Source organism: Marivivens donghaensis (assembly GCF_011806565.1).
In the GTDB taxonomy this organism is placed as follows: Bacteria; Pseudomonadota; Alphaproteobacteria; order Rhodobacterales; family Rhodobacteraceae; genus Marivivens; species Marivivens donghaensis_A.
On record NZ_JAATOP010000012.1, the window covers coordinates 1 to 14988 of the forward strand.

13 protein-coding genes are annotated in these 14988 nt (G+C 59.6%); 3 read left to right on the forward strand and 10 right to left on the reverse strand.

Annotated elements, in window-relative coordinates; genetic code table 11:
• The 5 genes from HCZ30_RS14450 to HCZ30_RS14470 all read right to left on the reverse strand — a co-directional run.
• Positions 1-83 (reverse strand): GDP-mannose 4,6-dehydratase (locus tag HCZ30_RS14450; protein WP_167639110.1); only part of this gene is annotated, 83 nt, incomplete at its 3' end.
• Positions 84-159: 76 nt separating this feature from the next.
• Positions 160-2496 (reverse strand): 6-hydroxymethylpterin diphosphokinase MptE-like protein, encoded by a 2337-nt coding sequence (locus tag HCZ30_RS14455; protein WP_167639018.1) that lies wholly within the window; start codon positions 2494-2496, stop codon positions 160-162.
• 25 nt (positions 2497-2521) lie between these two features.
• Entirely contained in the window at positions 2522-3451 is a 930-nt protein-coding gene (locus HCZ30_RS14460) for a phosphoglycerate dehydrogenase (RefSeq protein WP_167639019.1), read from the reverse strand.
• Entirely contained in the window at positions 3448-4116 is a 669-nt protein-coding gene (locus HCZ30_RS14465; RefSeq protein WP_167639020.1) for an acylneuraminate cytidylyltransferase family protein, read from the reverse strand. The genes HCZ30_RS14460 and HCZ30_RS14465 overlap by 4 nt, the downstream gene beginning before the upstream one ends.
• Positions 4091-5053, reverse strand: coding sequence for a glycosyltransferase (locus tag HCZ30_RS14470; protein WP_167639021.1), 963 nt, complete (start codon positions 5051-5053; stop codon positions 4091-4093). The genes HCZ30_RS14465 and HCZ30_RS14470 overlap by 26 nt, the downstream gene beginning before the upstream one ends.
• Before the next feature lie 408 nt (positions 5054-5461).
• Between HCZ30_RS14470 and HCZ30_RS14475 the strand changes: the two genes are divergently transcribed.
• Together HCZ30_RS14475 and HCZ30_RS14480 are read left to right on the forward strand one after the other, a co-directional pair.
• Positions 5462-6367: a hypothetical protein gene (locus HCZ30_RS14475; RefSeq protein ID WP_167639022.1), complete on the forward strand. Its 906-nt coding sequence runs from the start codon at positions 5462-5464 to the stop codon at positions 6365-6367.
• A gap of 4 nt (positions 6368-6371) precedes the next feature.
• Positions 6372-7235 carry a hypothetical protein gene (locus HCZ30_RS14480; RefSeq protein ID WP_167639023.1) on the forward strand — a complete coding sequence of 288 codons (864 nt, stop codon included), beginning with the start codon at positions 6372-6374 and terminating at the stop codon, positions 7233-7235.
• On the opposite strand, the gene HCZ30_RS14485 is transcribed toward HCZ30_RS14480, so the two are convergent.
• From HCZ30_RS14485 to cydD, 5 genes are all read right to left on the reverse strand, one after another.
• Entirely contained in the window at positions 7216-8967 is a 1752-nt protein-coding gene (locus tag HCZ30_RS14485) for an FkbM family methyltransferase (protein ID WP_167639024.1), read from the reverse strand. The genes HCZ30_RS14480 and HCZ30_RS14485 overlap by 20 nt on opposite strands.
• The gene (locus HCZ30_RS14490) at positions 8964-9950 is read right to left on the reverse strand and encodes a glycosyltransferase family 2 protein (RefSeq protein WP_167639025.1); all 987 of its coding nucleotides are present in this window, start codon (positions 9948-9950) and stop codon (positions 8964-8966) included. The genes HCZ30_RS14485 and HCZ30_RS14490 overlap by 4 nt, the downstream gene beginning before the upstream one ends.
• Positions 9951-10041: 91 nt before the next feature.
• Positions 10042-10629, reverse strand: coding sequence for a hypothetical protein (locus HCZ30_RS14495; protein WP_167639026.1), 588 nt, complete (start codon positions 10627-10629; stop codon positions 10042-10044).
• 110 nt (positions 10630-10739) lie between these two features.
• Positions 10740-12323 (reverse strand): amino acid ABC transporter ATP-binding/permease protein, encoded by a 1584-nt coding sequence (locus tag HCZ30_RS14500; RefSeq protein WP_167639027.1) that lies wholly within the window; start codon positions 12321-12323, stop codon positions 10740-10742.
• Positions 12320-13963 carry a thiol reductant ABC exporter subunit CydD gene (cydD, locus tag HCZ30_RS14505; protein WP_167639028.1) on the reverse strand — a complete coding sequence of 548 codons (1644 nt, stop codon included), beginning with the start codon at positions 13961-13963 and terminating at the stop codon, positions 12320-12322. The genes HCZ30_RS14500 and cydD overlap by 4 nt, the downstream gene beginning before the upstream one ends.
• 146 nt (positions 13964-14109) lie before the next feature.
• Between cydD and HCZ30_RS14510 the strand changes: the two genes are divergently transcribed.
• Entirely contained in the window at positions 14110-14982 is an 873-nt protein-coding gene (locus tag HCZ30_RS14510) for an MBL fold metallo-hydrolase (protein WP_167639029.1), read from the forward strand.
• Positions 14983-14988: the final 6 nt, after the last annotated feature.

The following is a 14988-nucleotide window of genomic DNA, read 5'->3' on the forward strand; positions in this document are numbered from 1 at the left end:
TCGTATCCCTTCTCCAAAAGGAACTCGGCCAGATAAGAGCCGTCCTGCCCGGTAACGCCCGTGATAAGTGCTTTTTTCTTCATTAATTCAGTTTATCCATTTCAACGAATTCGACGTATTCGCGTAAACTCTGTTGGGCCTTTTTGGCCCTGTTCCGACCTACCGCGATTGTCGCGACTTTGCGTAGGAGAGTGCGTCTCGATAGTGTTTTGCGACCAAACTTTCATTCGGCAAGCCCTGTTGGGCTGACTTGATTTTGGTGGCCCATGCTGATGGCATCTGAACGATGTTCAACGCCTTTTCAGGGGACAGCAACAGATCCGACGCCATGACGGTTAGGAGAGTTTTCGCGTCAGGTTGCGTGCTCTCCAGCAGCGTTTCGACATTGAGACCTTCGACCGAAGGCACGTTTTTCCATGCAGCATCGGCGATCAGTTCGCGCAGTTTGTCGCGCAGATCAACGACGTTGTGGTTGCGGAATGCCACGTCGCGGGCTGTTTGGCCCAAGCTGTTGCGCAGTTCCGCCGAACCGAGCAATCGAAGAAGCGCTTCTTCAACCTTCGCGGGGCTTTGCTCGTCGACCGTAATGGCACCACCTGACTTGGACAGATAGTCAATTGTCGCGACTTCTTTGGGGCCATAGGCAAGGATCGCTGCACCCGAAGCAAGGCACTCGGGCATCTTGTTGGCCATGGAATATTGGACGTAGCGCAACGTTTCTTCGTCGAAATTATATGTCAACAGGACAGCATCTGCCCCTGCCAGCCATTCGCGATACGCTTCGGCGTCACGTGCAATTGTGTCGATAGTGGTCTGCTTCAAATCTGCGAAGAGATGAGCGCTATCGCGATGCCACCACGGCTGCGTACTGATTTCAAACGTGATGTCGTGTCCAGCTTGGCCGAGTTTTTCGACTGCTTTCGCGACGGTTAGAACGCTATCCAGCGTCATATTTGCAGCGAGGTTGCCCGAATAGCGGAGCTTCAATTGCTGGCCGTGATGGTGTTTCATCGCTGGCCATTGAACCGGATTCACACCATTCGCAAACGCGTGAAACTTGACGCCGTACCGGGCTTCGAACGCCGTAGACATTTTGTCGCAAATCGAAAGGTTCAGTGCCGCGGCATTGAGAAGGTCTGCAAAGTCATTGCAGAGTTCCTCGGAGTTCTCAGTCGGTTTGGTCTGAAGCTCAGCCGGCCAATCGTCCATGATCCAGGTCACAATCGGCGCTGTGCTTGCGCCGATAACGTCCATTGCAAACTCATGCAGGGCAGGCGTTTTCGGGACCGGACGGTAGAGAACGATGTCGGGCGCAAATTCTTCGATGGCGGACTTGGCTTCGTCGGCGGCGACGGTGGTAGTGTCATAGCCGCTCTCTTCGTTTGGAACCACTATGCCAAAACCGTTTTCGCCGACCTTAGCGACCTGCATGATACGGTCTTTGCTCCAGCCGTCGAAAAGCGTGGCTTTGAGGTCGCCCGTTGCCGTGCCGTTCCCCATAGCCGTCATGTCAAGAACGAGCAGCTTCGGGTACTTTTTGGCGTTCTGCTTTTCCTTGGCTTTCTCGACATCATCCGGAAGTTTGGCGTTCGGGAAGATATCATGGAAACTGCGTCGCTCGAATACTTCGAGCATTCCGCCCACCGTTGCATTGTAAATGGTCTGCGGTGTGCCTTCGAGCGTACGGCGTGCTTCCTCGTATGCCGCGACCATCATCTCTACCTGCGGGTCGTGCCACCGGAAACCCTTGCCGAAGTAATTGGGGTCGAAATGATTGGGATCGTCGGATTTCATGTCGAGGACACCGACAGAATAATCTTTGCCTTCCTGAGCGTCCTTCGGGATGTCGTAGCTGGCATCGACGCCAATAAGGTAGATTTCCTTGAAGCCCAGAAACGCCGCTATCTGCATCATCGAGAAGGTGACGGTGCAGCCTGTGTAGGTGATCTTGTCAGCTTCCATCGAGAAGTCGAACCCGTGCGGGTAACTCTTTCGCGGACGGTGATTGTAGAATATCGTATCTTCTGATTCCGGGAAGACATAGCCTAGATAGGCTGGGAACATCTTGATCGGACCCTTGAAGTCATTGACCCAATAAGCGCGATCTTCCGCCACCAGATGATCTTCGACGAGATAGAACGTCGGCTTCCAATCGAGTTCGCGTGCCTTCAGAAAGAAGCCGTTGACGGCAAAGGTGACTTCATCTTTCAGAACACTCAGATCGGTACGGTTCAGGCTCGGACCGTTGCCGATAAGAAAGCAGCGATCTTTGCCTTTAAACTGTTCTCTTAGCTCGCGCAGGCGGGGTCTGTACTTTTCGTCGAGGTCTTCTTTGTAGATCTTGCGCACGTGCTCGACGCCGGTGATCCGGTCGACCATACCAACACGTTCGGTCGGCAGGTAAATCGGCGCACGCGACGGTAGTCTTTTCAGTGCTTCGTCGTAAATGACCTCAAGTTCTTCCGGCGATTTGCTAAGAAGTTCGGCGCGGTTCAAAATCTCTGACAACCTGTAATCCTAATTAAGAAAGAAAGCTCGCGAGCTTTGTGATGGCTTCGTGGCTGGCTCGGATGACGGCGTCGACGGTGTTGGAGCCGTTGTGCGAGCCGAAGATGCAGCGCTCCATCGCGCGCAGGGGGCTGTCGGCGGGGAGGGGTTCGACCTCGAACACGTCGAGAGCGGCGGAGTGGACGTGGCCGGACTGCAGGGCCTCGATAAGGGCGGCTTCGTCGATCAGCGGGCCGCGGGCCACGTTGACGATGCGGATGCCTTCTTTGCACTGCGCCAGCACATCGGCGTTTAGCATGTGGAAGTTATGCTGGTTGAGCGAGCAGGTGAAGACGAGGAAGTCGAGGGTCTCGACCTGCTCTGGCCATGCGGCGCGTTCGAGGCCGGGGATACCCGCGTCACCTTCGACGCCGGGATCGTAGGCCACGACGTTCATGCCGAGCGCCTGCATACGGGTGGCGGTCTGGCGACCGATATCGCCGAGGCCGACGACACCCACGCGGCGACCGCCAAGGCTGATGCCGGCGGGCTTGGGCCAGTTGCCGGCGCGCACGCCACGGTCGATGACGAAGAGCTCGCGCGCGAGGCCGATGACAAAGCCGGTAGCGACGTCGGCGACTTCGGTGCCGAACATCATCGGGGTGTTGATGATCGGAATGCCGAGGTCCTTACAGGCTGCGAAGTCGACGTTGTCGACGCCGATGCCCCATTTGACGGCTGCGCTCAGGCGGCCGGTCTGGCCGGCTTCGAACACGGCGCGGGTCGCGGGGTCGTCACCGATGATCCAGCCGTCATAGTTCGGCAGCAGTTCGGACAGCTCTTCCTCGGTCATGATCTGGGTGACGTTGGCGCGGTGCAGACGCAGGCCCTTTTCTGCGGCGAAGTCGACGAACAGGTCGAATTGGCCGAGCATCGGCGGGCAGGTTACGAGGACGTCTTTCATTGTGCGGCTACCGTCTGGTTCTGGAGGATCATGGCAATGGCTTCGGTCAGCGCCCAGTCTTCGGGCGTGTCGATATCGGCGGCTTCCATCTTGTTCATCTCGAACAGGATCGGCTTTTTACCGATACGGGCGTCGGTCGCCTCGAAGCTGTCTTTGGTGAAAATAAAGAGGTTGGAATTTTCTTCGTACCACGGCTCCAGATCCTGCGTCTGGATCAGGTTGTCGGGGTCGTGGTTCACCGGGCTACCATCGGCGCGGTAGAAACGGGTCTGGATCTTGTTCACCGTGAACAGCGAGTCCGCAGTGCCCGCTGCAACGCCATTGTTGTAGGCGATCATCGCGTTGCGGATCGTGGTTTCCGACAGCATCGGATTTGTGGTGTGCGTCATCAGATAGGTGTCCGCAGGAACAGCCGCGATGTCGTCTTCGAGGATGCGGTTCATCGATACCAGATCGCCGCACAGCTCCGGCTTGCGGTCACGAATACGCACGCGGCCACCTTCGACAAGGCCGTTTTCGGCGAGGATGTCACGCGCGTCAGTGTTGATCACGACTTCATCAATGGTCTCGATCGCGAGCAGCGTGTCGAGGATCCATTTGAAGAGCGGCTTGCCGTGCAGCGGACGGAAGTTCTTGCCCTTAACCCTCTGACTGTTGGCTTTCATAGGGAGAAGTGCGACGCAGCGGTTTGAGCCATTCATCTTGATCAGCCTTTTTGGAAACAATTGGATAAAAGAAACGTTCTTTCGCTTGGCGCGATACAACAGCGTGTTCGTGGTTGCCTTTGTAGGAGCCGACGAACTGGTTCCAGCGGTAGCGGATCATGTCCGTCTTGCCGGTCGAGGTAATGCCATTGCGGCTCGCTGACCGCAGATCGCCCAGAGTGCTCACGGTAAAGAAACGGAGCACGTCGAAGCGCGAAAGCTGCACTTCGGGCATGATGGATTGCAGCGCGATCGCCTCGCGTTCGAACCGGCGGCGGACTTGCGCCCAGCTTTCCTGATGGTGATGGAACACGGTCGCATCGGCGACATAGCCGACCTTGTGACCGGCGATCACCATGCGCTTGGCCAGTTCCATGTCTTCGAGGCCGGTCAGCTCTTCGTCGAAACGGAACTCCGCCCAAGCGGCGCGGGACACGGCGGAATTGGCGTTGTTACAGAAGAAACCATCCTGCGGAATAGCGGAGGTCTCGGGGAAGTACTTCGCGAAAATCCGGCGTTCGGAGTAGTTGCTATCGTCGTCGCCGATCTGCCGCCCGTAGGTGTAGGACACGGTGCCTTTGTCCAGCGGGTCGCAGAGGTTGAACAGCCAGTTCTCGTCGGTCGGAATGCAGTGGCCCGAAATCATGACCAGCGCATCACCCTTGGCCGCTTCGCAACCGCGGTTCAGTGACCGCCCGAAGGAGAACTCCTGCTTGGTGATAGTGACGATCTTCGCGCCATTGCGCTGCGCGATGTCCACAGTGCCGTCGGTCGAACCGGAGTCGACCAGAACCACTTCGACCTCATGGCCCCGAACATCCTGCTTGGCGATCATCTCAAAAAGGTCGCCAAGATGGCGTGCCTCGTTCAGTGTTCTGATAACTATGCTGATGAGCACATTATTACCCTGTTTCGACTACGATTTACGCACAAAATGAACGCGGAAACTCTTTCTTCAAGACATCTACACACGCTTATAGGCTGCTCGCTTTCAGGGCAACTCACCTTTGCCGCCTTGCGGCATTCCGCCTAGACACCAATCGTTAACAAATTGCTAACGATATATATTTCTGGATAGTCATTGATCAATGACTATTGCACGCTATCGGAACGCTTGCGATGGCCCACGGGCACTGTATCCGGCATCTATGACGTTGCTTCACTGATCATTTTGTGGTCTGAAACGATCAATCCGGTTGCAGAGAATATGATGACGACACAGACACTTTCCCCGAATAACGCGAGTTCTACCCGCATTTTCATCCTGGGGACTGATAACTTATTTGATCACATTCGCACGAAAAACGTGTCCGAAAGTGAATTCGAATATACGTCTGATATCGATGGCGCTTTTGCAAATAGCTCGGCAACCGTCGTCATTCCCTTCGAATCGCCGCTTGTGCGTATGCGTGATGCCATCGCTTCGGGTACGTCTTCGCAGGATGCGCTGAAGGGGTGGACGGACGAGGCGAAAGCCGTCCTTGAAGCCATCCGCCAGAACCGCCGCCGCGCGACGCTCGTCGATGCGTCCCTGCTTGCTGCGGGTGATCAGGGATTGGTCGCTGCGCTGAGCGAACGACTCGGCGTCGAGATGACAGGCGAGGGCGAAAATGGCCGTCTCTCTGCGGAAGAACTGATCCCCCTCGGTGCGATCCTGAAATCCGACGAGGCGGCGTTGCAGATCGCGCAGGAACTCGAAGCGATGCACGTCGGTCCGGTGCAGATCCGCCTGCACGAACTGCTTACCGATGTTGAAGCGAGCGAAAGGCTTTTGCGGGGTATCGCCCGTCTGCAAGAACTGGAGACCGAGCGTCCTTTGCTCACCGAAAACATGGAGCTCTCGAGCACGCGGTTGGCCGAATACGGTCAGGAGCGCGAGCTTCTGGTGGAAAACATCCAGCTGCTGAACGAAGCGCTGCAAAGCGCCGAAAGCCTCGCGTCGGACGGCGAAAAGCGCATCCAGACCTTTAAAAACGAGGTCGAGCGCCAGCGTGCGCAGGCCAAGCTGCTGGAGGTCGAGGTCAAAAGCCTCAAGCAACGTCTCGACGAAGTCAAAGCCGATAAGAAACAGCGCGAGGCGGTCCTTGCCGTGTCGCTGGCTGAAGTTGATCGCGCCCGCATTGACGCCGAGAACCGTCTGCGCGATGTCCACGCCTCGACGTCGTGGTACGTGACCAAACCGCTGCGCTTCTTCCGCCGCCTGTTCGGCTAACTTCGTGCGCCGCCCCTACCTGTTCATCGATGTGCAGCACGGGCTGTGCAACCGTCTGCGCGCGCTCGCCTCGGCTGAGGCTCTGGCGGAGCAAACGGACCGTGAACTGGTCGTCATCTGGCGTACCGATGCGCATTGCGAAGCGCGGATCGGCGATCTGCTCGATTACTCTGGCATCGTGATAGAGACGGACGAGGCCACCGCGATCCGTCAGTCTTGCGAGGTCGAATACAACTATATGGAGGCGGAGGAGAATTCTTGTCACCTCGCTCCCGTTTTTACCGACGATACAAATGAACGCGACCGCGACGTTTATCTCCGTTCGGCCTATTCGCTGGTCAGTCCGAAATTATCATTTGATCTGGAGCAGGAAAAGCTGCGGGCATTGCGTCCATCCGGCGCCGTTCTCGATCTGATCGAACCAATTCGAAAGCTGAACGATATTGCGGTTCATATCCGTATGGCGGGCGGGCAGGGGTTCGAACACCTCGAATATGAATCGCCAAAGAATTGGCCTGCGCATCGCCACGAAGAATTGCAGAAATGGCGTCAACAGAGCAATCGCGAGAAATTTATTTCTAGAATTCGCGAATTAGAAAATAACAATTCTGTTAATTCCATTTTCCTTGCCGCCGATACACCTGAGACATATGCCGCGTTTGCCGATGAATTTGGCAATAAACTTGTGACTGTCGAACGGACGCTTTACGACCGTTCCGCTATTCAGATCCAATATGCACTGGCTGATTTATTGATGCTGACGACGGGTCGTTATTTCCTCGGCAGCCCGTGGAGTTCGTTTACCGACGTCGCCCAACGGCTCGCCGGTCCGGGACGGCCAATGGATATCAGTGGTCTGGATTTCTAAAGCCGGAGCCTGAAAAGCGGTCCCATTTTTGTTCCGCTTCGACGATCCGCGAATGCATGACAGGGCTGTCGAGCCACGCCCACGCATAGCTCGGACCTTGGTCCTTCAGCCTGTCCTTGAGCGCCGCGTATACGCTGTCAAACCCGTCCATGCCTGAAAGATAATGCGTTTCGTTTATCTCCAGATCGCGGCCGATGGACTTTTCGATGCAGGTCCAGAGCTCCGCCGCACCCTCGATAAATCGGTGGCGGAGGGCTTCCGGTAGCTCGGCATGAGCGCGCAGGATAACGTCTGCAAAGCGGCTGATCGTCGGGCCGAAATCACGCCAGCCTTCTTCGATCCCGCGGCGCAGGACGAGGCGGCAGACCTCAAGTGCGCGGAACGCGGCGGTGCCGGTTTCGGGCGAGCGGTCCTGTTGCAGCAGGCCGTGCGTGTCGAGCGTCGCGATCTCGGTGCAATAGCGGCGGGCCAGCAGGTCGAACCACAAATCGCCGTGACCGCCGAGGTGCTCGGGGTGCCATAACCCGTTGGAATCAATGAAATCTCGGCGATAAAGGCGCGCGCGGCTTGTGGCCAGTTTCGTCGGCTCGCCGCGCGGCTGGTCGGGCTTTTTGCCCTTGATTTTCAACGAGATGCGCTTCGCGATCCGTTCGACCAGCGACGGCATCAGCAATTCGCGGGGTAGGGCGTCGGCATAGGCGGAGCGGCCCTCGCAGATTTCGGCCGCGCTGAGGCGTGCGAGATTCAGGAGGGCGGCAAACAGACCGTCATCGGGCAGGTCATCGGGCGACAACATTGCGATATAGCGCGCGTCCGAACGATGGCGGCCCGTGCCGAGTGCGGTGGCGAAGGTGTCGTTGCTGGCGGGGACAACGCTCAGGCCGCTAACGTCTAGCAAGTCCGACAGTTTTTCGGGATGATCGCTCACCACGATAACGTTGATATCGGTGTCTATGACGCGCTCTGCGATGGTGCGCAGGCGGGTGGCGGTCGCCTGACGCGCGGGCAGGATCACGTCGAGCCGATCCGCGCGGCCTGCTACATCGGCCTGCTTGCGCAGCGCGTGCTGGGGAAGTTGCGCGATGGGAACCCAAGCGGCCTTGCCGATGCTGTTGGCCAAAGCGGCGGGCAGGTCGGACCACGCCTCTCCGATGAGCCAGTCGGGCATGACGGGCGCGAGGGCGCGTAGAATACCGGCCTCGGCCTGAGGGGCGGTCATTTTGACAAGCGTCGGGTGTAGGCTTGCCAGCAGGCTCGCGGGCAGCGTCATGATCTGCGCGGGCTCGAAGTTTTCGTCGTCGATGTCGGAGGCTTCAAGGTATCCATCGTTGACCTTGTGCCGCCGAAACGCGGTCAGCGTTGTTCGGCTATCGGCGTTGGCAGAAGTCAGCTGCTCGCCCGTTTCACCATCCAAGCCCCTGACCGCAAACGGTTTTGCGATGATGTTCGTCAGCTTGTGGCGCGCAATATTCTTCAGCAGCGCCTGATAGGCGTCCGCATCGGGCTCGAAACACCAAACGGTCCACTGCGGATAACGCAGCGCAAACGGCACGGCGAACGCGCCAAAGCCCGCGCCGATGTCGACCGCCACGCCCTCTGGCGGCAAGGTTTGCGAGGTAAGGAAGCGTTCGTAAATCGCCTTCACCCGCCAACGGCTGTCGCCGATCAGGTGAGCGGACGGGGGGACGTCCAGTTCGGGGCGGTAACCCGCAAAGGAAACGGTGACAGTCATAGCAGCGCCGCCATATCGCGTGCGTAATTCACGCCCGGAACACGGACGCCAAGCGCCAGCAAGTCCTCGCGCTTGAATTCGCGATACGTTTTGTCGAGCAGTAGCGTCATGCTCGTCGCCGCCTCAAGGTACTGTTTTTTATAAGGATATCCGACGTTGTGCTCGCACCATTCAATCAGTTTCATGCACGAACTGAAGACCGCACTGCGATAGAGCGGGGCATCCATCCAGCGGACCCGCGCCGCGTGGTCAAGCGTCAGGCGGCTCACCGCGATCACGTCATAGCGGCGGAGACCGGCGGTTGAGGTGATCTGCGAGCGGGCATAGCGCTTGTAGTAGGTGAAGGCGGGGAAATCGCTGATAGCGATCTTCTCGGCGGCGGCGAGTACGAGCGTGTGGAAATACACGTCCTCGAAAAAATGAGTGTCCGGAAAACCGATCCCGAAAGAGCGCAACAGCTCGGTGCGGATCACCTTGTTTGCCGACTGCGGCTCGATCAATTGCGCGAGCGACCAAACCTCTTCGGCGTTGGCATCACTGCGGTTGAAAACGCCGTTCTCGTTTTTTTCGAACAATTTGTCGAAATGCTGATCGTCAAAGAACGGATGCGGATTTCCGCGCTGACCTTGCAAAACACCGCGGCAGAAAAGCACGTCCGGATTGTGCAATTGCAGCAATTCGACAATTGCAGCGAAAGACCAGTCGGGACGGCTGTCGTCGGCATCGAGAAACGTCACGTATTCGCCCTTCGCGTGCCGCAACGCAGTATTGCGGGCGGAGGACAGCCCGTCATTCGATTGCCAGATAATCCGCACGCGCGGATCGTCGATTTGCGAAAGAAGCTGTGTTGTTTCCGCATCCGACCCGTCATTCACGATCAAATATTCGAAATCGGTAAAGCTCTGCCCCAATACCGAATTGATTGCCGTAAACAGCAATGGCCCGTCGTTATAGACGGTGGTGATGCAAGTCAGTTTCGGCATTCGGTGCGCGGTCTTCCCTTCGCGTTTCATTCAACCACTTCGGACGGATGTCCGAAAGTAAATTCAACCTGAACGAATTTAATTGCGAAAGTTAAACGGCAAAGGAAACGAGGCTCGGCAGATCGGTCCGCAGACCATGCGCCGCGCCGACGACAAAGAACTGGAGGTCGTCGATCTGGATGTGGAAATCGGCCTTCGGCATCCCGAACACAAGCGCCGCGTGACCCGGCTCGCCATAGGCCCGGTCACCGCCGAGGATCGTGTGCATCGCAACGTGCGTCGTAGTCTCCGGCGTCAGGCGGATCGCGTCCTTGAAGCGGGTGTCGCGCATCTCGCCGCGCACCATACGCAGGTGCGGCTGAAGCGTCGCGCCGGTTTTCGACGAGCCGCGCAACGACACGCCGAGCACATCGCCCTTGGCCAGTTGCGCGTGACCCAGTTCCAACCGCAGCACCACCCAACGCGGGCTGCCGGACACTTTCGCATTCAGCGATGCGATCTCGCCATGACCGGAATTGAACGACAAATCGACCGTGCCTTGCTGCGAGTCCAGATCGCAGAACAGGGGGCCATGCAAATTCGCATCGCCCGAGATTTTCCCGTCAAACGACACATCCCGCAAACCGCCGATACGCGCACTGGCGGAGGTCTGGATCGGGTGGAGAACAGCTGCGGTCATCGGGGTATTCCTTATGCGTTTGCGCAGAAGCTAGCGGTTTGATGGGCCGAGTTCTAGGTTGTTATCTGCTCGCTCCAACCGAAAATGCCGGCGGCGAGAAGCAGCCCGCCTCAACGCAGCGAGATGATGCAGTCCGCGAAATCGGTCTCTACTTTGCGATGAGACGCGGTGATGATGACTGCCTTCGGCAAAATTGCCCGAATATTGCTCAGAACTTTCAACGCTGTAGGCGTATCCAGCCCTTCTGTCGGCTCGTCGAGCAACAGGACCTGAGGATGCCGCAACAGAGCCCGCGCCAACGCGACGCGGCGCATTTGGCCACCCGACAAAGCCTCTCCGCCGATGCCGGTTTTCATGTCGAGCCCGCCACGGTCGGCGGTGACGGACGCGAGGTCCATCGCCTCCAGAACCGCGGTTAGATCGGCGTCTGAGGCATCGGGCGCGGCCAGCAGCAGGTTGTCCCTCAGCGTGCCGTCGATCAGCGCGGTGCGCTGCGGAACGAAGGTCACGATCTCGCGCAGGTCGTGTTCGGAGTAGGAGGCAACGGGCGCGCCGTTCACCATAATGTCGTCCGAAGGCAGCAGCCCCGCGATCTGCTGGAGGAGCGTCGATTTCCCCGCACCCGAGGGGCCGATGACAGCTGTCATCAAACCGGGTTTTGCCGAGAAAAGCGGCGTCTCGACCGATGGCGCGGATTGGGCGGGGAGGGGCTTCGCCTCCGGCTCCGGCGTTTGCAAGCGGGCGTCGATGCGGCGCGCGGCGAGGCGCATCCTGCCAAGCTCCGCCACCGTGCGGCGCAGCGGCGCGACGGTTTCGAACAGCGCGAGAGCGGCGAAAATGCCGAGCGCGGCGGTCGCGGTGGACATCTCTCCGGCGGCGAAAGTTGCGCCCGCCCAGATCGCTCCTGCCGTCACCAGCGCCGACAAAGCGGCCAATGCAAAGCCCGTCCGCCGCTCGATCCGGTCCAGTTTGCGGCGCGTTGCATGGCGGTCGCGGATCAGGCCGGACAGCGCTTCGGTCTGCGCTTTCATCTGGCCGTAGACCACCAGATCAATGCGCGCGCGGATCATGTCGACGATACCCGAACGGATCGCTTGGGCCTGCTCTTCCTCGCGGGCCGAATGCGCGGCTGCGACCCGCAACGCGATGGCCGAGATGACAGCCGCACCCACCAGAAGCCCGCCCGCGACGATCAGCGCGACGGTGAAATTGACCAGCCCCCAGAGCGCAAAGAACGCGACGAGCAGCGCCAGCGTCCCCGCCCCGACAGGCAGTACGAGCCGCAGCGGAATGCCGTCCAGCGCCTCGACGTCCGAGGTCAGTTGGTTCAGCGCCTGCGCCCCGCGCAGCTTTTGTTGTTCGCGGAAGGGCGCGAGGATCAGACGCCCCAGCAGTTCGACCCGCAGCGTGGCGATCACGCGCAGCGTTGCATCATGGCTCGCCAGACGTTCGCCATACCGCGCCGCCGTGCGCCCCAGCGCCAGTATCCGCACACCCGCCGAGGGGCCGAAGACGTTGAATGCAATCCCGATGCCCGCCATGCCAGCCGCAGCGGCAGCGGTGATGAACCAGCCCGACAGGCTCAGAAGACCGATGCCAGCAAGCAGCACGGCCAGCGCCAGCACGGCCCCGACGATCATCGACCGGCGCTGACGTTTCATCATCAGGGCAAAGATGCGGAGGAGCGCGGTCATGCGGCCTCCAACCGGATCACGCGGTCCATGCGGGCCGCCAATGTTTCGTCGTGCGTCGCGATCAGCAGCGCCGTGCCGCGCGATTGCAGCGCCAGCAGGCCGTCGGTCACGATCTTCGCCGTTTCCGCATCGAGGTCGGCGGTCGGCTCGTCGGCGAGCAGCAGGGCAGGGCGTGCGTGGATGGCGCGGGCCAGCGTGATCCGCCGCGCCTCGCCGCCCGACAGGCCGCCGCCGGTTTCGCCCAGCACGGTCGCGTCGCCTTCGGGCAGGGCCGCGACGACCTCCAGCACGCCCGCAGTGCGCAGCGCCTCTGTGATGTCGTCGTCCGAAAATGCCACGTTGCGGCGGAGCGTTTCGCCGAGGAAATGCGGGCGCTGGGGCATCCAGCCGAGCCGTTCGCGCCAAGCCTTCGCCGTGTCATCACCAAGCCGCAGCCCGTGCACCGTGATCCGCCCGTCCGACGGCTCCAAAAGGCCGGCAACAGCAGCGAGCAGCGTGGATTTCCCCACGCCCGACGGCCCGACGAGCGCCACCGATTGCCCCGCCGTCAGCCCGAAATCGGGGTAGGAAATGCGGGTTTCGCCGCGATTGATCGTGACGTTCGACAAAGCGAGGGACATGGCGCCAGCCAGCGGCGTGGAACCCTGACCGAGGATCGGCTGCACCTCTGCCGCGTCCCATTTCGCGAAATCCTTGGCCAATGCAGCGGCGGATGCGCGGTCGTGCCACGCAGCCGACATATCGCGGAGCGGTTGGTAGAATTCGGGCGCGAGGAGCAGCAGGAAGATGACCTCGAACGGGGTCACAGGATCGCCGGTGGCGCCGAAACTGATCTCTCCCAGCAGCGAAAATCCAAGGAACACAGCGATCGTCGCGATGCCGATAGCGGAGAAAAGTTCAAGCAGCGTGGACGACAGGAACGCGATGCGCAGCACCGCCATTGTCCGCGTGCGCAGGCTGTCGGCGCGGGTGGCAAAGTCGGCCTGCATCCGCTCTCCGGCATTCAGAAGACGCATATCGAGCAGCGCGTTCAGGCGGTCGTAAAGCAGGTCGTTCATCGACGCGACTTCATCCAGCTGTTTTTCACTCGCGGACTGCGCCGCCTTGCCGACAAGCGCCATAAACACAGGGATCAGCGGACCGGTGATCAGGAAAATCAGACCGACGACCCAGCTGTAATAAAACGCGATCGCGAGGATCACGATCGGCACCACCATCGTGCGTGCACGGGCGGGAAAGAACCGCGTCAGATAGGGCTGGAGGATGTCCAGTTTCTCGCCCGAAAGCGCAGCAATACTGCCCGCAGCGCCGTAATCGAGGGTGATCGCCTGTGCCTCGCGGGTCACGAGCTTGGTGCGTAGATTGCGGGTCAGGCGGTCGGCGGCCTCGAACGCGCGGCCCTCTCCGACGTAGCTGAGGCCAGCGCGGATCAGGCCCAGAACGGCGAACAGAATAGCGGCGGTGAGGGGGGCGATGCCAGCGAGCTCGGCGTCCAGCAAACCAGCGATGGTCCGCGCGATGACATAGCCCTGCGCGATCCACAAAAGGTTGCCCACAACGGCCAATCCTGCCGCTTGTTTCAGCAGCGGCGCGACCGGCGCGACAAGCGTATCGAGGCTGGATTTCGGACGTCTGGCCATGCGCAGGGACATATCTAGGAAGTTGCACGTGAACAACGGAATTTCGTGCAAATCCCGTGCGGCAAATGGGTCGCGGCCTTTCCAAACGGAGAACCCGACATACATTCACGTTCAAGCATGTGAATTTTGAAATGTCAGGAGTGATTATGACCAACCCGATCGTCCAACCATTTTGGGATAAACCGACCGGAAGCTGGCAGTATGTCTTCCACGACCCTGAAACGATGAAGGGCGCGATTGTCGATCCGGTGCTGGATTTCGACCCGCTCGCCGCTGCGACGGGGTTCTCGAATGCGCACCGTATCCTCGAATATATTCGCGCCGAGCGGATCGAGGTGGAATGGATCCTCGACACGCACCCTCACGCCGACCACTTCTCTGCCGCGCCGTATCTGGCGGATATCCTGAACGCCCCGCGCGGGATCGGAGAGAAAGTGCGCAAAGTTCAAGCCCTCTGGAAAGAGATCTATCACCTCCCCGATTTCCCAACCGATGGCTCGCAGTGGGACCGTCTGTTTGCCGATGGCGACCAGTTTATGGTGGGCAATCTGCCTGTGAAGGTCATGTTCTCGCCCGGTCACACGCTGGCCTCGGTCACCTACGTTTGCGGGAACGCGGCCTTTGTGCATGACACGTTGATGATGCCCGATGTCGGGTCGAGCCGCGCCGATTTCCCCGGTGGCAGCAGCGCCGCGCTTTACCACACCATCCAGCGCATCTTTGCTCTGCCTGAAAACACGCGGCTCTTCATCGGTCACGACTACGCACCCGATGGCCGCGAGGAGCAGTGCGAGGCGACGGTGGCGGAGCACAAGGCGCAGAACAAGCACTTCAAGGACAACCCGTCCGAAGCGGAATACCGCGAGGTGCGCGACGCGCGCGACGCCACGCTAGGCCTGCCCGAACGGATGCTCGCCGCGCTCCAGATCAACATCCGAGGTGGCCGGCTGCCAGAGCCCGAGGCCGATGACCGTTCGTATCTGAAGATCCCGCTGAACTACTTTGAATCGCGCGCATAACGCCGG